Source organism: Chryseobacterium sp. RLHN22, assembly GCF_051011795.1.
GTDB classification, from domain to species: Bacteria; Bacteroidota; Bacteroidia; order Flavobacteriales; family Weeksellaceae; genus Chryseobacterium; species Chryseobacterium zhengzhouense.
This window is the reverse complement of the sequence record NZ_JBPCHW010000014.1, coordinates 26,742-45,113: the sequence shown is the minus strand read 5'-3', so window position 1 is coordinate 45,113 and position 18,372 is coordinate 26,742. Positions and strand designations below refer to the sequence as shown.

General features: G+C 33.9%; 21 protein-coding genes. 11 read left to right on the top strand and 10 right to left on the bottom strand.

Annotated elements, in window-relative coordinates; genetic code table 11:
- Positions 1 to 73: 73 nt before the first annotated feature.
- Positions 74 to 1,528 carry a chromosomal replication initiator protein DnaA gene (gene dnaA, locus ACR1PN_RS14140; protein ID WP_378178758.1) on the bottom strand — a complete coding sequence of 485 codons (1,455 nt, stop codon included), beginning with the start codon at positions 1,526 to 1,528 and terminating at the stop codon, positions 74 to 76.
- Between the two features lie 135 nt (positions 1,529 to 1,663).
- On the opposite strand from dnaA, the gene ACR1PN_RS14135 reads away from it, so the two are divergent.
- On the top strand, positions 1,664 to 2,083 hold the full coding sequence (locus ACR1PN_RS14135; protein WP_433980559.1) for an acyl-CoA thioesterase: 420 nt from the start codon (positions 1,664 to 1,666) through the stop codon (positions 2,081 to 2,083).
- 231 nt (positions 2,084 to 2,314) lie between these two features.
- Complete coding sequence (locus tag ACR1PN_RS14130) at positions 2,315 to 2,755, top strand: hypothetical protein (RefSeq protein ID WP_378178764.1); 441 nt, start codon at positions 2,315 to 2,317, stop codon at positions 2,753 to 2,755.
- Between the two features lie 53 nt (positions 2,756 to 2,808).
- Here ACR1PN_RS14130 and ACR1PN_RS14125 read toward each other — a convergent pair whose 3' ends face one another.
- Positions 2,809 to 4,086: a replication-associated recombination protein A gene (locus ACR1PN_RS14125; RefSeq protein ID WP_433980558.1), complete on the bottom strand. Its 1,278-nt coding sequence runs from the start codon at positions 4,084 to 4,086 to the stop codon at positions 2,809 to 2,811.
- Between the two features lie 174 nt (positions 4,087 to 4,260).
- On the opposite strand from ACR1PN_RS14125, the gene yidD reads away from it, so the two are divergent.
- Positions 4,261 to 4,503 carry a membrane protein insertion efficiency factor YidD gene (gene yidD, locus ACR1PN_RS14120; RefSeq protein ID WP_378178770.1) on the top strand — a complete coding sequence of 81 codons (243 nt, stop codon included), beginning with the start codon at positions 4,261 to 4,263 and terminating at the stop codon, positions 4,501 to 4,503.
- Between the two features lie 448 nt (positions 4,504 to 4,951).
- Entirely contained in the window at positions 4,952 to 5,800 is an 849-nt protein-coding gene (gene lgt, locus ACR1PN_RS14115; RefSeq protein WP_433980608.1) for a prolipoprotein diacylglyceryl transferase, read from the top strand.
- A gap of 24 nt (positions 5,801 to 5,824) precedes the next feature.
- On the opposite strand, the gene ACR1PN_RS14110 is transcribed toward lgt, so the two are convergent.
- The gene (locus tag ACR1PN_RS14110; protein ID WP_433980557.1) at positions 5,825 to 7,339 is read right to left on the bottom strand and encodes an NAD(P)H-hydrate dehydratase; all 1,515 of its coding nucleotides are present in this window, start codon (positions 7,337 to 7,339) and stop codon (positions 5,825 to 5,827) included.
- Positions 7,340 to 7,473: 134 nt separating this feature from the next.
- Between ACR1PN_RS14110 and mscL the strand changes: the two genes are divergently transcribed.
- Complete coding sequence (gene mscL / locus ACR1PN_RS14105; RefSeq protein ID WP_378178776.1) at positions 7,474 to 7,863, top strand: large conductance mechanosensitive channel protein MscL; 390 nt, start codon at positions 7,474 to 7,476, stop codon at positions 7,861 to 7,863.
- Between the two features lie 49 nt (positions 7,864 to 7,912).
- Here the strand turns inward: mscL and ACR1PN_RS14100 are convergent, their stop codons facing one another.
- Positions 7,913 to 8,872, bottom strand: a complete 960-nt coding sequence (locus ACR1PN_RS14100) for a D-2-hydroxyacid dehydrogenase (protein ID WP_433980556.1) — start codon at positions 8,870 to 8,872, stop codon at positions 7,913 to 7,915.
- Between the two features lie 94 nt (positions 8,873 to 8,966).
- Complete coding sequence (locus ACR1PN_RS14095; protein ID WP_265429282.1) at positions 8,967 to 9,371, bottom strand: LNS2 domain-containing protein; 405 nt, start codon at positions 9,369 to 9,371, stop codon at positions 8,967 to 8,969.
- Positions 9,372 to 9,683: 312 nt separating this feature from the next.
- Between ACR1PN_RS14095 and ACR1PN_RS14090 the strand changes: the two genes are divergently transcribed.
- The 4 genes from ACR1PN_RS14090 (at position 9,684) to gcvT (ending at position 12,450) form a co-directional block, all read left to right on the top strand.
- On the top strand, positions 9,684 to 10,286 hold the full coding sequence (locus ACR1PN_RS14090; protein WP_433980555.1) for a Pr6Pr family membrane protein: 603 nt from the start codon (positions 9,684 to 9,686) through the stop codon (positions 10,284 to 10,286).
- A gap of 77 nt (positions 10,287 to 10,363) precedes the next feature.
- Entirely contained in the window at positions 10,364 to 10,873 is a 510-nt protein-coding gene (gene idi, locus ACR1PN_RS14085) for an isopentenyl-diphosphate Delta-isomerase (protein ID WP_433980554.1), read from the top strand.
- Positions 10,874 to 10,881: 8 nt separating this feature from the next.
- The gene (locus ACR1PN_RS14080) at positions 10,882 to 11,358 is read left to right on the top strand and encodes a hypothetical protein (RefSeq protein WP_378178790.1); all 477 of its coding nucleotides are present in this window, start codon (positions 10,882 to 10,884) and stop codon (positions 11,356 to 11,358) included.
- A 15-nt stretch (positions 11,359 to 11,373) separates the two neighbouring features.
- Positions 11,374 to 12,450, top strand: coding sequence for a glycine cleavage system aminomethyltransferase GcvT (gene gcvT, locus ACR1PN_RS14075; RefSeq protein ID WP_433980553.1), 1,077 nt, complete (start codon positions 11,374 to 11,376; stop codon positions 12,448 to 12,450).
- A gap of 522 nt (positions 12,451 to 12,972) precedes the next feature.
- On the opposite strand, the gene ACR1PN_RS14070 is transcribed toward gcvT, so the two are convergent.
- Entirely contained in the window at positions 12,973 to 13,326 is a 354-nt protein-coding gene (locus ACR1PN_RS14070) for an arsenate reductase family protein (protein ID WP_378178796.1), read from the bottom strand.
- A gap of 273 nt (positions 13,327 to 13,599) precedes the next feature.
- Here ACR1PN_RS14070 and ACR1PN_RS14065 point away from each other — a divergent pair, with 273 nt between their 5' ends.
- Positions 13,600 to 14,067 (top strand): acyl-CoA thioesterase, encoded by a 468-nt coding sequence (locus ACR1PN_RS14065; protein WP_433980552.1) that lies wholly within the window; start codon positions 13,600 to 13,602, stop codon positions 14,065 to 14,067.
- 5 nt (positions 14,068 to 14,072) lie between these two features.
- Complete coding sequence (locus ACR1PN_RS14060; RefSeq protein WP_433980551.1) at positions 14,073 to 14,942, top strand: sugar phosphate isomerase/epimerase family protein; 870 nt, start codon at positions 14,073 to 14,075, stop codon at positions 14,940 to 14,942.
- Between the two features lie 128 nt (positions 14,943 to 15,070).
- Here ACR1PN_RS14060 and rny read toward each other — a convergent pair whose 3' ends face one another.
- From rny to ACR1PN_RS14040, 4 genes are all read right to left on the bottom strand, one after another.
- Entirely contained in the window at positions 15,071 to 16,642 is a 1,572-nt protein-coding gene (rny, locus tag ACR1PN_RS14055; protein ID WP_378178805.1) for a ribonuclease Y, read from the bottom strand.
- Positions 16,643 to 16,862: 220 nt separating this feature from the next.
- Positions 16,863 to 17,150, bottom strand: coding sequence for a cell division protein ZapA (locus ACR1PN_RS14050; protein WP_378178808.1), 288 nt, complete (start codon positions 17,148 to 17,150; stop codon positions 16,863 to 16,865).
- Positions 17,150 to 17,452 (bottom strand): hypothetical protein, encoded by a 303-nt coding sequence (locus ACR1PN_RS14045; RefSeq protein WP_433980550.1) that lies wholly within the window; start codon positions 17,450 to 17,452, stop codon positions 17,150 to 17,152. Before ACR1PN_RS14045 ends, ACR1PN_RS14050 begins: the two co-directional genes overlap by 1 nt.
- A gap of 136 nt (positions 17,453 to 17,588) precedes the next feature.
- Positions 17,589 to 18,371 carry a porin family protein gene (locus ACR1PN_RS14040; RefSeq protein ID WP_378178814.1) on the bottom strand — a complete coding sequence of 261 codons (783 nt, stop codon included), beginning with the start codon at positions 18,369 to 18,371 and terminating at the stop codon, positions 17,589 to 17,591.
- Position 18,372: the final 1 nt, after the last annotated feature.

The window sequence follows — 18,372 nt, the reverse complement described above, 5'->3', positions numbered from 1 at the left end:
TATTGAATATTAAAACTAAATAAAAAAAGGAGAATACATTTATTCTCCTTCTATAAATATCTTCTATACAGAATTAACTTTTGATTTTCTCTGTAAGCTCTTTTACATATTTTTTGACTTCTTTATCAATTTTAGAAACATCTTTTATCGTTTCACAAGCATACATTACTGTAGAATGGTCTTTACCGCCCATTTCCTCGCCAATTTTGGTAAAAGTAGCGTTGGTAAACTCTTTTGCAAAATACATTGCCAATTGTCTGGGAAGAGCAATTTCTCTTTTTCTTGTTTTCGATAAAAGCTGTTCTCTTTTAATTCCGAAATAATCGCAAACCACTTCCTGAATATAAGGAATATTGATGATCTTTTTCTGATTGGCCGCAATCTTATTGATGGTTTCTTTTAATAATTCAAGACTCAAATCAGATTTATAAATTGTAGAATAGGCAATTACCGAGTTGATTACACCGATCAATTCTCTTACATTGGTTTTTGCTTCCGCAGCAAGGAAATCCAGCATATCATCAGTAAGAACAATACCGTCTCTGCTTAATTTATCTTCAATGATTTTTTTTCTGGTTTCAAGATCCGGAGATTTGATCTCTGCAGAAAGTCCCCATTTGAAACGGGAAACAATCCTGTCCTGAATATCCATAATATCAACAGGAGCTTTATCTGAAGTAAGAATAATCTGCTTCCCATTTTGATGCAGATAATCAAAAATATGGAAGAAGCTGTCCTGTGTTGCAGATTTGCCTGAAAGGAACTGAATATCATCAATAATCAGTACATCTACCATCTGATAAAAATTGGCAAATTCAGTCTGTTTATGAGCTTTAGCCGCAGAGATGAACTGCTGAATAAATTTTTCAGATGACAAATAAAGAACGACCTTATCAGGAAATTGATTTTTCACTTCCAATCCTACAGCCTGCCCTAAGTGCGTTTTACCAACTCCATAACCACCGTATAAAAATAAGGGATTGAATGCAGTTGCTCCTGGTCTTTTAGCAATTGATCTTGCAACAGTTGATGCAAATTTATTGCTTTCTCCTTCAACATAATTATCAAAAGAGAAATCTGCTTTAAGATTTGAATCGATATTTACTTTTTTGATTCCCGGTACGACGAAAGGATTAACAATATTGCCCGAAAAGCCTTGCGGCATAGTCTCCTGAATTTTTGGTGTAGGAACAGATTTCCCCTTCATATTCATGGTAACCGGCTTTTCCAAACCGCTCGGCTTATTTTCCATCACCGAATACCAAAGTTTAACACCTTTACCAATGTTTTTCTTCAGGGCAGCAGAAAGCAATGACAGATAGTTATCTTCAATATATTCTTTATAAAAATCACTTGGAACCATCAACGTAAGATTATTGTCAACCAATGAAACCGGCTGTACTTTGTCGAATAGTAAATCAAAAGATTTTTCAAGTTTTTTAAGATCAGAATTATCTTCAGCTGCGTTAAGATTATCACGCATAAACTGAAGGCACTTCTGCCATATCATCATTAAATTTTCGTTCATTTTTATGCCCCGATTAATTCTTTGGTTAGTTGTTTTTAGAAGGAAGACAAAGGTCCAATTTTTTATTTTCAAAAAAAAATATTTCTCATATTGATTATTTAAAAATATATTTGTATGTATAATTCAAAGCTTAAAATGATACATTCAAAACACTCATTACGAGTACGTTACGCAGAAACAGACCCCATGAAATATGTTTATTACGGAAATTACGCAACGTATTTCGAACTTGGGCGCGTGGAACTTTTTCGCAGTATCGGAATCTCTTATGATGAGATCGAAAAACAGGGAATCTGGCTTCCGGTTTCCGATTATAAAATTAAGTATTTAAAACCAGCACTATACGATCAAAAATTAGAAATTCACACCTATATGAGAAAAATTCCGGGAGTGAGAATTGAATTTGAATATGAAATTTATAATGAAGAAGGAATTAAAATTACAGAAGCTTCTACTACCCTTTTCTTTTTGAACGCAGAAACAAATAAGGTCATCAAATGTCCTGACTTTTTAATGAAGCTTATTGATGAAAACTGGGAGGAAAAAGCTCTTTAAAATTATTATGTTTAAATTTTTAAAGATAATCACTGTTCTATAAATTGTTTAAAAGATATATTATATAATACTTCAAATTTATCAATCTCTTTGAAAATATATGAATACTGGAAAGTTACATAATTTAAAGACTATTATTCATCAATATTTTACAATTTATTTAAAAATTTCATTGACGATTCATAAAATATAAGTATATTTATCACGTTTTTAACGCTCATATTATTAATTATGAAAAAAATTCTATATTCTCTATTAATTTTTGCTTCTGCAACATTGTTTGCTCAGAAAAATACTAATGTAAAATTTGCGGTATCGGGAGATATGATAGGTACGGTTGCCATGTTTGAAAGTCAAAAAGATTTTATTCAAAGCACACAAGTTTATAAAACTGCAGCCAGCTTACCTCAAAAGCTAAAAAAATTCAGCTTTATAGCTGATCAAGGTCTTACTGAAGTTAAATTCAAAAACAACAATAGTCCTTTCGATAATATCAGCTTAGCTTCTTTTAATGAACAAAGTAATCTTCCAAAAGATACTCCTGTTTTTATTGAAGGATATGAATTTAAAGACACCAATATGAGAGTCTACTCTGAAATTGCGCAAGATTTGGAAGTAAAAGATTATAATGGTGTAAAAACATTATTTATTACAACTACAAGAAAACAATGATTTAAATAATTCTACATTAAAAAACGGATGACTTTTTAGACATCCGTTTTTTATTAATACTTGTTACCCCATTTCTTTTTGAGCTCTTCATGAATCTTTTTTTCCGTAGCATTATTGCCGGGCTCATAAAATTTAATTTCTTTAATTTCTTCCGGTAAAAAATCCTGATCAACGAAGTTTCCTTCATACGAATGGGCATATTTATATTCTTTTCCGTAATCAAGATCTTTCATGAATTTTGTTGGCGCATTTCTTAAATGAAGCGGAACGGGAAGATTGCCGGTTTTCTTTACAAAAGCCAAAGCCTCATTAATAGCAGCATACGCTGAATTGCTTTTAGGAGAAACTGCAAGATAAATAGCTGTTTCACTCAGTAAAATTCTCGCTTCAGGATTTCCAATGACATTAATTGCCTGAAAACAGTTGTTCGCAATCACCAAAGCATTCGGGTTTGCCAAACCAATATCTTCAGAAGCAAGAATTAACATTCTTCTTGCTATAAACTTAATATCTTCTCCACCTGCAATCATTCTTGCCAACCAATACACCGCACCGTTCGGATCACTTCCACGCATAGATTTGATGAAGGCTGAAATAATATCATAATGCTGTTCCCCGTTTTTATCATAAAGCGCCATCGTTTCCTGAAGAACCGACATGACATCATCGTTAGTAACTTCTTTGGTTGAAGAATTTTTAAACTGATTTAAAACCAATTCAACTGAATTGATCAGCTTCCTGCCGTCACCTCCTGAATATTGGATGAATGCTTCTTTTTCTTTAATGATAAAATCTGTTTTCTCATCGTTATTAAATCTTTCAGAGGCAATATCAATCAGTTCTTCCAGTTTTTCATAACTTAAAGCTTTCAAAATATACACCTGACTTCTTGAAAGCAATGCCGAAACAACTTCAAAACTTGGGTTTTCCGTTGTTGCCCCAATCAGAACCACCCAGCCTTTTTCAACGGCATGGAGCAAAGAATCCTGTTGAGACTTGTTAAAGCGGTGAATTTCATCAATAAAAAGAATCGGCGATTTTCCCGAAAAAAGATTTTGCTTTTTGGCATCTTCAATCACATCACGTACATCTTTCACACCCGAGGAAACTGCAGAAAGCTTAAAAAACTTTCTTCCTGATTTTTCTGAAATAATCTCAGCCAGCGTTGTTTTTCCTGTTCCGGGTGGTCCCCAAAGAATGAGAGAATTAAGCGTGTCATTCTGCAGCATTTTTCTGATAGTACCTTTTTCTCCGGTAAGATGCTCCTGCCCCAAAACGTCATCTAATGTTTTAGGTCTTAATCGTTCAGCTAATGGAATATTTTGATTCAAGATTTCTAATTTGAGGTTTATATAAAATCGCAAACGATAAGATTATCAAATCAGATCTTCAGTAAAGAGTAGATCAAAACCTTATGACACGTCTGGTAGATGATCTGTTTATCGCTTGAAACTTCTAACAAATTTAAACTAATTTTCATTTTTTTACTCTATTTTTGCATTGTTTTGAAACTCACCTTCAATAAAATCGTTACATCACCGTTGGTAATTCTCATCAGATTTTACCAGTGGTTCATCTCGCCATTGCTTCCTAAAAACTGCCGTTATGAGCCAACTTGTTCGCATTATATGGTAGAATCTTTGCAGGTTCACGGCATTTTCAAAGGTTTTTGGCTGGGTGTAAAAAGAATTTCAAAATGTCATCCATGGGGCGGAAGCGGCTACGATCCTGTTCCTCCAAAAAAATAAAAAATATTCAATTAAAAATATAGAAATGAGCAATATTTTCTTTCGAATTTATCTTGTGATATTTGCATTGGTTACCCAATGTTTTTTTGCACAGAATTACCAAGACAGTTTATCTGACGGAACATTAAAAATCAATTCATCAGAATTTCCTGTAAAAATTTATGCAAGCACAGAATTTAGTTACTTAAACAAATTTGCTTCAGTAAATACAACGGAAAATACTTTGGTTATTTTTAATAAAAGCAATGTAGAAGCTGATCCTTATCATTCGAATTCAATTCTTGTCAACAGCTACAAAAATGCCGGTTATCAATTTTTTGATAAAGATTTTAAAGTTGTAGATGCATCAAATATTCCTGACGATAAAATCGAAACGCTGAAATATGCTCTAAAAGCAAAAAAGCCAATCAATCCTACAGATACTTTATCATTAGAAACACCTTTTAAAATCTGGGATCCCACTTCAGGAATTCAGTTAGGTCCGGTAACATTGCATTTTTATAGCTTGATGTTCATCTTTGCATTTGGTTTTGGCTATATTCTGATGACCAAAATATTCAAAACTGATAACGTTAACCAAAAATATCTTGAACCACTTTTTACATGGACTTTGATTGGAACAATTTTGGGAGCAAGAATGGGACATGTTATTTTTTATCAGCCTGAATTATTCAAGGAAGATTTCTGGAGCGTTTTCTTACCGATAAGTACGAAAAATGGCTTAAAATTTACTGGATTTTCAGGATTGGCAAGTCATGGAGCTACGATCGCTTTGATTTTCACAACGCTTTATTATTCATTCAAAATCATCAAGAAAAATCCGTTCTGGGTGTATGACAGATTAGGAATTGTGGTTGCTTTAGGCGGTGCTTTTGTAAGAATGGGTAATTTTTTCAATTCTGAAATCATTGGTAAGCCTGCAGATCCGAATTCTCCGTTTGCATTACTTTTCCCACAGCAAAGCAGAGAATATGGTGTAACAATTCCACGTTTCCCTTCACAATTGTTTGAGGCAGTTGGCTACGTTCTTCTATTTATTTTGCTTTGGATTTTGTATAGAAAAACCAATAAAAAATATCAGCAAGGATGGTTATTCGGTCTATTTTTCATCATTCTTTGGGCAATCCGATTCTTTGTAGAATTCCTGAAAGAGCCTCAAGGTGACGAATTTATTTCCTTTGCAGGATTAAATACAGGTCAGATTCTTTCCATTCCGTTTATGATTGCAGGAGTCATTATTATGATTTACTCTAAAAAGTTTAAAATCACAGAAGCTGAAAACGCAAAACCAGAATAATTTCGGAGCTATAAAATCAGAAAGTCACAACAAAGTTGTGGCTTTTTTATTTAAGTCAAGAAAGACATTTCCAATTTCATCAATCACATTCGTAGGTTGCATTGATTCCTTTGAGTTTTTTTCAGCAGCAAAATCAGCAGCTTTCCCGTGAAGCCAGACTCCCAAAATGGCAGCTTCCTGAGAAGAATAGTTTTGAGCTAAAAGTGAAGTAATTATTCCGGTAAGAATATCGCCACTTCCACCTTTTGCCAAGCCAGAATTTCCTGTAATGTTGTAAAATACTTTTCCGTCAGGAATAATAATCTGTGTGTGATGATCTTTCAAAACAATAAAAATACCGAGCTGTTTTGCTATAGTTTTGGCTAAATCTAACCTTCCAAAAGAGTTTTCTGTATTTCCGAAAAGTCTTTCAAATTCTTTCGGATGCGGAGTAATAACCGAATTTTTGGGAATTGATTTCAAATGATCTTCATTTTTAGAAATGATATTAAGTGCATCTGCATCTAAAATTACGGGAGAATCATGATTTCTTAGAAATTTCAACAATTCTTTTTCTGTTTTTTCTTCAGTTCCCAAACCCGGACCAATTCCGTAAACTGCATTTTCTACTTCATCAATTTGGTTGATATTTTTTTCACCCCCTTCTATAAACATCGCTTCAGGAGAAGAGGTTTGCAGAATTTCATATCCGCATTTCGGAGCCAGAACAAATGTTAATCCAGATCCTGTCTTCAGCGCAGATTTTATTGCCAAGACAGCTGCTCCGATTTTTCCATAGCTTCCCCCAACGATAATTGATTTTCCGTAAATTCCTTTGTGGGTAAAATCTTCACGTGGCTTAAAAATTTTTAAAATTAACTCATCATCAATTACAAAATCATCAGATTCGGTGTTATCTATGAATTCCTGATTTAATTTTATATCTAAAACAAAAACTTTTCCGGCAAATTTTCCGGTTTCGGGATGAAGAAATGCTTTTTTCCAAAACTGAAAGGTTAATGTGTAATCCGTCTTAAAAATCACATCTTTTTTTTCATTCAATTGATCGGTGAACATTCCTGTAGGCACATCAATCGAAATTTTCGGATTGTTTTTCAAATTTAAATTTTCAACCAAATCTTTATAATTTCCTTCTAAACTTCTTGATAAACCTGTTCCGAAGATCGCATCAACAATAATTGCTTTCTCAAAATTGTATTTCTCGATTTCACCAAAATCTTTAAGAGCAATTCCCGAAATATCTCTTAGCCATTTATAATTAATTAAAGCATCATCAGAAAAATATGATTTATCTTTATTAATAAACACATCTACATCAAAGCCTTTCAGATAAAGCATTCTTGCTATCGCAAAACCATCACCGCCGTTGTTTCCGTTACCGCAGAAAATGATAAATTTCGTGTGCTGTTTACAATTTGTCGAAATCCATTCTACACAGGCTGAAGCAGCTCTTTCCATCAACTGTATTGAAGAAATCGGCTCATTTTGAATGGTATAAGCGTCTGCTTTACGGATATTTTCTGCTGTAAATATTTTCATTGATGGCGATTTTTATTAAATTTAACCATAATTATTTAAAAATAATAATAATTTAATTCAAAAAAATGCCGAAAATTTTTAAGATTACTATTATTAAATGATACTTTTGTCTAAAACAATTAAAAATATAAATTATGGGATTTGCTAAAGAATTTAAAGAATTTGCGTTTAAAGGCAACGTAGTAGACCTTGCTGTCGGTGTAATCATCGGTGCTGCTTTCAGTGCTATTGTAAAATCTTTGGTGGATGATATTATCACTCCTTTGATTTTGAATCCAGCATTAGAAAAAGCAAATGTGAAGAATATTGCAGAACTTTCCTGGGAAGGTGTAAAGTATGGTAATTTTTTGTCTTCCGTCATCAGCTTCCTGATTGTTGCATTCGTTTTGTTTATGATGATTAAAGGAATCAACAGCCTTGGTAAAAAGAAAGAGGAAGCTCCGGCTGCTCCTGCAGGACCAACTGAAGACCAGAAATTATTAATGGAAATCAGAGATTTATTGAAAGCAAAAAACAATATATAACAGAAACGCCGCAAACTTTGCGGCGTTTTTATCTATAAACCCAGGTAGATTACTGAATTTGTAAAATACTCGAAATTTGTTCAGCCAAAGACAATCCGATTCTGTCCTGCGCCTCCAAAGTTGAAGCTCCTGTATGCGGAGTAACCGAAATTTTCGAATGGGTGATTACTTCTTTTGAAGGAGTTGGTTCATTAATGAATACATCAAGACCTGCAAATCGTACTTTTCCGGAATTTAATGCTTCCACTAAAGCTGTTTCGTCGATTACACCACCTCTTGAACAGTTAACAACAGCTACACCGTCTTTCATCATTTCAAATTCTGCTTTTCCGATCATGTAACCGTCTTTCTGAGCCGGAACGTGAAGGGTGATAAAATCTGCATGCTTTAAAACATCATGCAATGGTTCAGTTTCAATGTCAACATTAATAAACTGGTTGTTGTAGAACGTTACTTTAATGCTTGCTCTTCCCACCATGTTATCGGCAGCAATTACACGCATTCCTAATCCTAAAGCAATTTTTGCAACTTCCTGCCCGATTCTTCCCATCCCTATGATTCCAATGGTTTTTCCTTTCAGCTCAATTCCTGCTGCATAAGCTTTCTTAAGCGAAGCAAACTCAGTATCTCCTACCAAAGGCATTTTTCTGTTGGAATCCTGCAAAAATCTTGCACCGGAAAACAAATGGGCAAAAACAAGTTCAGCAACAGATTCTGACGACGCAGCCGGTGTATTGATGACATGAATTCCTTTTTCTCTGGCATAATCTACATCGATATTATCCATTCCTACTCCACCTCTTCCGATGATTTCCAAAGAAGGACAATTATCGATAATATCTTTTCTTACCTGTGTTGCGCTTCTTACCAAAAGAGTTTTGATCTGGTTTTCGTTGATGTAATCTAATAAAAATTCCTGAGGGACTTTGGTAGTAATCACTTCAAATCCTTTGTCTGTTAATGCATCGATTCCTGACTGGTCTAAACCGTCGTTTGCTAAAACTTTCATACTGCTTAATAATATTTAAAATGCAAAAAGATTTAAAAACTAAAAGATGTAGGCTGATGCTTTTTCTATTTAATCTTTAAACCTTTTCTATGATTTAATCTTCTTTAAAAACTTCGATGGTTACCTGTTTTTCGATAAGGTCGGTAAATTTACCTTTATATCTGGTCGCTCTTACAAGGTGATTGTCGATCCAGTGGTAGTTTCCGCCTCTTGGTTTTCCGCACAATACACTGTGATATTTGAATCCGTGTTTGTCTAACCAATCGATGGTAATCTGCTTCAGATTTTCTGTTCTTGAAGTAAAAAAACAGATCTGGTGACCTTCATCATACCATTTGTTGATGGTTTCCAGTGCATCCGGAAAAGGTTCGCAAGTTACCATTCTTTCCGGCTCTTCATTAGGAACATCATCAGTAATTGTTCCGTCGATATCGATCAGATAATTTTTAATTCCGTCTTTTAGAATCGGACTGATATGCTCAATATAATCTAGTTCCATCGTTCAAAAATTTTAAAGTGCAAAGTTACACAATATCATTCATATAGGAGCATTAATATTTATTTATCTGAAAAATCAATCAAAAACGTTACGAATAAGAGAATATTTTTAACATTTAATTTACAATTTCTGTATATTTAATTAAAATTTTTCTTTTTAAAACAATCAAATTACGTCATAAATTCTACAAAATTTAAAAATCATTTAACATAAAAGCTAATGTAGGAGTAAAAATTATCCGTTTATTATTTTTTTTTTGAAAGCAAATACTCAATTTTTAGTTATATTTAAATACGACTTAAAAAAGAGATTATGAAAAGATTTTTTTCTTTGGTTTTTGTTGTTTTGGGGTGGTTTGCTGTCATCATGCAATATATTTTGATGTACAATAATTCAGAACTTACTTTAGCAGAAATGACGATGCGTTTTTTCAGTTATTTTACCATTCTTACCAATATTATTGTTGCAACATACTTTACATTGCAATTATTCGGAAATTCTCAAAAGACAGAAAATTCAGGAATCATAACTGCAATTACTATTTATATTTTGGTAGTGGGCTTAATTTATCAGGGGATTTTACGATCAACATGGAGTCCTGTAGGAATGCAGAAAATTGTCGACGAACTTTTGCATACGATTATCCCGTTTCTTGCTTTATTGTTCTGGATTTTCATTGCAAATAAAAAAAATTTATCATACAAACTGATTCCTCGATGGACAATTTACCCATTACTTTATCTGGCTTTTATTCTTATACGAGGGAACTTTGCCGGCTTTTATCCTTATCCTTTTATAGATGCTATTACATTAAGTTATTCTAAAGTGTTGACAAATTCTTTTTTTATTTTGATCTTTTTCATTCTGTTATCGGTAATTTTCATCCGGGTTGGTAAGGCTTTAAACAAACAATAATGTCTAAGTTTTACTTTTCATCATGATGTTTTACCAAAAATTTCCAAAATACATTTATTAAACTTAAATTTGTAGGAATGGAAGAATTGGTAGTTTTAGTCAACCACGAAGATCAGGTTTTAGGTCTGATGGAAAAACAGCAGGCTCACATCAACGGTTTGCTGCACCGTGCTTTCTCAGTTTTTATATTTAATGAAAAAGGAGAAATGCTCTTACAAAAACGTGCGAAAAAAAAATATCATTCTCCAGGAAAATGGACCAATGCAGTCTGCTCACATCCAAGAAACGGAGAAACCTATCTTGAAGGGGCAAACAGAAGACTATATGAAGAATTAGGAATTAAGGCCGAGCTTTTAGAAAAGTTTCATTTTATATACAAAGCAAATGTAGGAGACAGTCTTTGGGAGCATGAGCTCGATCATGTTTTTACAGGAGTTTATAATTTGGATTTTAATCTTAATGCAGATGAAGTGGAAGAAATACGTTTCATTTCGTTGGAAGATTTAGAAGCTGAAATTGCACAACATCCTGAACAGTTTACCGAATGGTTCAAAATTATTTTGGAAGAATATAAACACAATTTATAATAACACAGATGAAAAAAATTTTATTCGCCGCTTTTATCTTTGCAACAAGCTGTCTTTTTTCGCAACAGTTGGGAACTGAGCTTTATGAAAGTGAAAATTACTCGATTGTAATGCCCGATACCTGGAAAGCAACCAATGATGAAGGAATTGTAAACATTTTTCCGACCAATGAGATCGGAGCCATTACCATTTCGGAATATCATGATCTGGATTTACCCAAATCTGAAGTTAAGAAATTTATTCTGGCATTGTACAACTCTACAGACGACGAGAAAAAAGTAAAAAATACAGGCAGCAAAAAAGGTTATTCTGAATATCTGTACGAATATTTTGATGAAAAAGAAAAACTTTTCTGGATCACCAAGCTGTATCAGAAAAATAAAGACATGTTCATTATAAGCATCAATTGTCAGGAAAAGCACTGGAACGGCAATTACATGAAAGTGTTCAATGAAACATTTGACAGTTTTAAAATAAAAAAATAGAAATAAAATTTAGAAATGAAAAAAACAGCATTGTACGACAAACACGTTTCTTTGGGAGCGAAAATAGTACCTTTTGCAGGATTTGAAATGCCTGTACAATATTCCGGAGTAACGGAAGAACACTTTGCAGTAAGAGAAAAAGCAGGTTTATTTGATGTTTCTCATATGGGACAGTTTTTCATTGAAGGAGCAGGTGCAAAAGATCTTTTGCAGTTTGTAACGACAAACAATGTAGATGTTTTAGAAAACGGAAAAGCGCAGTATTCTTGCCTTCCAAACGAAAACGGAGGAATTGTGGATGATTTGATCGTTTACAAAATGGATGACGAAAAATACTTTGTGGTCGTAAATGCTTCAAACATCGATAAAGACTGGGATCACATCTCAAAATACAACACTTTCGGTGCGAAAATGACGAACGCTTCAGACGATATGTCTTTATTGGCGGTTCAGGGACCGAAAGCTACTGAAATTCTTCAGAAACTTACAGAAACCAATCTTTCTGAAATCCCTTATTACAATTTCACAGTTGGTTCCGTTGCAGGAGTAAATGATGTAATTATTTCAAACACAGGATATACAGGAAGCGGTGGTTTTGAAATTTATTTTAAAAATGACGCAGCCGAAAAACTTTGGGATGCGATTATCGAAGCCGGAGCTGAAGAAGGAATTATTCCTTGCGGATTGGCTGCAAGAGACACTTTAAGACTGGAAAAAGGATTCTGCCTTTACGGAAATGACATCGACGATACTACTTCACCAATTGAAGCTGGTTTAGGATGGATTACAAAATTTGATAAAGATTTTGTTTCTAAAGAAACTTTTGCAAAGCAGAAAGAAGAAGGTGTTACAAGAAAATTAGTTGGTTTTGAATTAACGGACAAAGGTGTTCCAAGACATGATTATCCTGTTGTGGATGCAGAAGGAAACGTAATCGGAAAGGTAACTTCAGGAACTCAGTCTCCGATGAAAAAAGTTGGATTGGGCCTTGCTTATGTAGACAAACCTCACTTCAAATTAGGTTCTGAGATCTTTATTCAGGTAAGAAACAAAAATATTCCTGCAAAAGTGGTGAAAATGCCATTTGTTTAAGCAAAAAATTTTTAATTATACAAAAACCGCTTTATCATTTTTGATGAAGCGGTTTTTAATTGTGTATTTCGTGCATTTCTTGGTGACCTTTGTGTTAAAAAAAGTATGAATTTTACCACTAAGTTCACAATGCTTTTAACAAGGGACACAACGCATTTTATTTCATGCAAACTGTTTGAGACTTTCTTCGATTGTATTTTGTTTCTTGCAACTTGTTTGAAACTTCCTGCAATTGCTTTTTGTTTCCTGCAATTTGTTTGAAACTTTCTGCGATTGCAATTTGTTCCCCACAATCTGTTTGAGACTTCCTGAGATTGCATTTTGTTCCCCACAACTTGTTTGAAACTTCCGTCAATGTTGTTTTGTTTCCCGCAATTTGTTTGGAACAAAACAACTTTTACTTTTAAAGCAAATTGCTTCAAAATTCTGCAAAAAAATTTTCTATTAATCACACAAAAAACCTCATAGGTTTTAAAAACCTATGAGGTTTGATCCTGTTCGAGAATCTGAAATCTGTGGAAACTATACCCCTCCAAAAAATGATTTCAAAGCTTCTACATTCTTTTTATCATTTCCAACAAAAATTTCTTTATCCGTGATAAAAACCGGACGCTTTAAAAACGTATAATGATCCAGAATAAGCTCTTTAAAATCTTCTTCTTTCAATAATTTTACATCCAGTCCTCTCAATTTAATCTGAGTCGATTTTTTACTGAACAAAGCTTCATAAGAATTGGTATGCTTATGCATTTCTTCAAGCTCCTCTTTGGTAATCGGTTCTTTTCTGATTTCTCTTTTTTCCCAATCGGTTAAATCAAACTGTGCTAAGATTTTTCTGCAGGTATCGCAGGTATTAAGATGAAAAACTTTCTTCATAAATTAAATTTATCCCAAAAATAAGGCAAAATTTAAAATATCATTTAATGATATTTTTCTTTTAACGCAAAGTCCGTAAAGATTCTTTTAACTACTACCTGTTTTTAAGTTCGCAAAACGAAGTTTCGCCGATTCCAATAAATTTAAATTTATACTTTAGGCAAAGACGTTTCATTTATAAAATAATAAAAGTCTATTTCTAATAAATGAGTAAAATGACTTTTAGGAGAAGGATTTTAAAAATTATTAAATACCTTTAGTAAAAATTTGAAAATGGAAAACAAACCTATTACTTTTCAGTTTATTTCTGAGCCTTCAGACGTTAATTATGGAGGAAATGTACACGGCGGAAGTGTAATGAAGTGGATCGATCAGGCAGGGTATGCATGTGCAACAACATGGAGCGGAAATTATTCTGTAACGGTTTATGTAGGCGGAATCCGTTTTTATGAACCAATAAAAATTGGTGAGATTGTGAAGGTTGAAGCACAGGTTATTTACACCGGTTCTTCGAGTATGCATATTTCTATCAATGTGTTCTCAAGAAATTTAAAACAGCCTCAATTTGATAAGAAAACACATTGTATTATTGTCTTTGTAGCCGTTGATGAAAACGGAAAAAAGCTTCCCGTTCCCAAATGGATTCCCGAAACTGAAGAGGAAAAACAGCAGGAACAATATGCAAAACGTCTGATGCAACTGAGAACACAGATTGAAGACGAAATGAAACCTTTTCTTTAAAGTTTATGAGACGTAAAGAATTTTTAGCACTTTCTTCATTGGGATTTCTTGGAATTTCCTGTGGAATTTCAGGAAGGCATTCTTATCAAAAAAATATGGCTATCCAATTATATACCGTTCGGGATTCAATTTCAAAAGATTTAGAAAAGACATTAGAGAAACTTGCTTATTTAGGTTTCAAAAATCTCGAAATCTATGGTTACAACGGAAGATTTTTCGGCAAAACAAAGTCAGAATTTCAGACAATTTTAAAAAACAACGGTTTGCAGGTGATCAGTTCTCATCATACTACCGGAAGAACCGACCTTCACGACGGAACTCTGCTTCAAAACTGGGAACAAACTTTAGAAGATTTAAATTTTATCGGAGCAACATATGCTGTCTGTTCCTATCTTCCGGAAGCAGAAAGAACGATCGAAGCCTATCAAAAGCTCCCTGAAATATTAGAAAATAAGGGAAAAATTTCAAAACAAAATGGTATTCAATTGGCTTATCACAATCATGATTTTGAATTTTTGAAAATGAATGATGAGAATAATTTTTATGATTTTATTCTTAAAAATACGTCTTCAGATTTAGTAAAGATGGAATTGGATCTGTACTGGATTTCGAAAGCAGGTCTGGATCCATTAGTTTATTTTGAAAAGTATCCTAACCGATTTCCTTTATGGCACGTGAAAGATATGAAGGCAGAAACAAAAGATTTCACAGAAATAGGAAATGGTACTGTAGATTTTAAAAAGATTTTTGAGGCCAAAGAAAAAGCAGGTTTAAAGCATTGGTTTTTGGAGCAGGATTCCAGTGATAAAGATATTTTTGAGAGTATTTCGATGAGTACAAAATATATTAAAGAGAATGGATTTTTCTTTAAATAATGCTATGATTTAATTTGATCGGATTTGCATTTAGCCTTAAATAAAAAAGTAATTATTGCAACTCTAAATTAAACGAAAAAACCTTTCAAAATGTTTGAAAGGCTTTTTTATATTTATTTAAAAACGTATTATCTTGCGATATTTACGGCTCTTGTTTCTCTAATTACGGTAACTTTTACCTGTCCTGGATAAGTCAGTTCATTTTGGATTTTTTCTGAGATATCATAAGAAAGTTGGGAAGCTACTTCATCATTTACTTTTCCGCTTTCTACCATTACTCTCAATTCTCTTCCTGCCTGAATGGCATAAGCTGAAGAAACACCTTCGAAGCTTAATGCTGCAGATTCAAGATCTTTCAGTCTCTGGATATAAGATTCCAAAACCTGTCTTCTTGCTCCCGGTCTTGCTCCTGAAATCGCATCGGCAACCTGAATGATTGGAGATAATAATGACGTCATTTCTACTTCGTCGTGGTGAGCTCCAATAGCATTGATCACTTCTGCGTTTTCACCATATTTTTCAGCCCACTGCATTCCTAAAAGAGCGTGTGGAAGTTCAGATTCTTGCTCAGGAACTTTACCGATATCGTGTAGAAGACCTGCTCTTTTTGCAAGTTTCACATTTAAGCCTAATTCGGCAGCCATTGTCGCAGCGATGTTTGCCACTTCTCTTGAGTGCTGTAAAAGGTTTTGTCCGTAAGAAGAACGGTATTTCATTCTACCAACAATCTTCACCAGTTCCGGGTGTAATCCGTGGATTCCTAAATCGATAATGGTCCTTTTACCTACTTCAATAATTTCTTCCTCGATCTGCTTTCTTGTTTTTTCAACAACTTCTTCGATTCTTGCCGGGTGAATTCTTCCGTCGGTAACCAATCTGTGAAGTGATAGTCTTGCGATTTCTCTTCTTACAGGATCAAAACAAGAAAGAAGAATAGCTTCAGGAGTATCATCAACGATAATTTCTACACCAGTAACCGCTTCTAAGGCACGAATATTTCTACCTTCTCTACCGATAATTCTACCTTTCACCTCATCAGATTCAATGTTGAAAACAGAAACTGAATTTTCGATCGCCTGCTCGGTACCGATTCTCTGGATCGTTTGGATAACAATTTTTCTGGCTTCGCTTTTAGCATTCAGCTGGGCTTCTTCCATGATACTCTGAACGTGTGCCTGAGCTCTTGTTTTCGCTTCCGCTCTCATGGTTTCTACCAACTCTGCTTTCGCTTCTTCTGCTGTATAATTTGAGATTTTCTCAAGCATTTCTACCTTTCTGGCAGTTGCTGAGTCTAAATCTTGTTGTTTTTTCTCTAAAATTTCGTTTTTCTTGGCGTAATCAGCGATTTGCTTGTCTAAATCTTTCTCTAATTTTCCTGTTTTGCTAAGCTCGTCATTCAGCTTATTTTCTTTGTCTTTGATTCTTTTTTCAGCCTCCTGCATTTTCTTCTCTCTTGACTGAATATCTGCATCATGCTGGGATTTTAGTTCAAGAAATTTTTCTTTTGCCTGAAGGTTTTTTTCCTTTTTTATTGATTCTGCCTGTACTGTGGCTTTTTCAAGTAAATTATCTGCATTTTTCTTTGCATCATCTATAATAAATTTCGCCTTGGTATTGAGAGAGCTTTTAGAGAAAAACATCCCTGCTACTGCACCGATTACTAAGCAAATAACGCCTATAATAATAGCGGTTGTTGTCATATATATTGAGTTTTAATTGTCTTGTTATAAAATAAAAAAGCCCACAGTAATTCAGAGATTGAGAGTAAACTCCTAATCAACACGATTTGAACTGATTTCTACTGTCTGTAATCCGGAAATCCGGCGCGCCATTCAATAGACATTTGTTCGGTAATTGTTTAGCGTTGAGTTTACCTTTAATGTGTTAGAATTACTGTGGGCAGATTTTCTGGAAAAATTCTTATTTTTCCATACCATCCAGCGTTTGATTGATTTTTACTAATCTTTCGTTGGCTGATTTTATATTCTTTTCATGATTAAGAGAAACTACTTCTGCATTGGTTCCCAGCTTGAGGGCACACATTGCCAAAGCATCCTGTTTGTCTCTTACATCAAAGTTCTGTTCAAAATCTTTAATCATATTTTCAATTTGCTTCCCCACCTTACGCAGAGTTTCCTCTTCTGCTGCGGGTACGTTCAGCGGATATATTCTTCCTGCAATGTTGATGGTTATTCTCCTTACCTCCATTATAATCCACTGTTTTGAAGCTGTGCAATACAAAAGTCTACTTCTTTTACCAATCTGTTGATATGGTTTTTCATAAGTCTGTTGTGCTCAGGATTTCCTGATATTGCTGAATAAAGTTTTATATTTTTCTGTTCTTCTGCTAATACCTGATTTTTTTTTCTCTCCTCATTATATTTCATCTTCAGCTCACTATGCTCTTTGCTTAATTCCGAATATTTTTCAGAGAGATTCTGGTAGCTTTTGTATAAGCTTGTAATCTTCTTTTCCAGTTCTGAAAAATTATTTTCTAATTCTTGAAGCATTTCAGGTTGTGATATTCTAACTATTAGCAAAAATAGGAAAATATTGGTACTAACAAAAATAAAAATCTTTATATTTTGATAAAAACGAAAAAGGAGATGCCAAGCACCTCCCTGTTATATTAATTTTATATTAACATTATTCAAATTTCAGTACAAACATGATCGCTCTTGTCTGTAAAGTAGAAACTGCGGCAGACCAATAAGGTGGTGTTGCAGCATTATCGGAAACCATTTCATTATTCATAAAGAAAGTTCCTCTGATTGCCGGAGTCAGCTTAAATTTATTAAAGTAAAACTGAATACCCATTTCTGCAGACCATGCAAAGTTGTGTGTTGTAGATCTGAAAGTCTGTTGTAAGTTATCATCCGCTGAATCTGAATTAGACTGCAAATTAACTATATAATTTACCCCTGCAGCAACATATGGTCTTGAATTATACCATCTTTCACCATGTAATTCCAATAGAACAGGTACATCCACTAAAGTAGATTTAATATCTCTCACTCTGTCTTTCTCAGTTAATACAAGAGGAGCAAAAGGAGGATTTGTTAAACTGCCATCCTGATACATTGAATTAGTGTCTGTATTAAAAGTCAATTGTCTCTGCGCAAATTGTAACCCCGGCTCTACTCTTACGTCCAAATAATCATTTAATCTGAATTTAGCAATAAGACCAGCTCCGAAACTATAGCTTTCTTTAGAATGTACAAGGTTGTGATTCTCATACATCCCGTAACGTGGGTCAAGCACAATTTTATAATCCAGCCTATTTCCATTCAAGTAAAAACCCCAACTTACTTTTTTCTGGTCAAAGTCTTCCAACCTGTCCATTCTGTTACGAGTTCTAAATTGAGCATTTGCAACTGTTGCAATACTTACTGAGGCTAAAACCAGAGCTTTTAATAGAAATTTATTCATA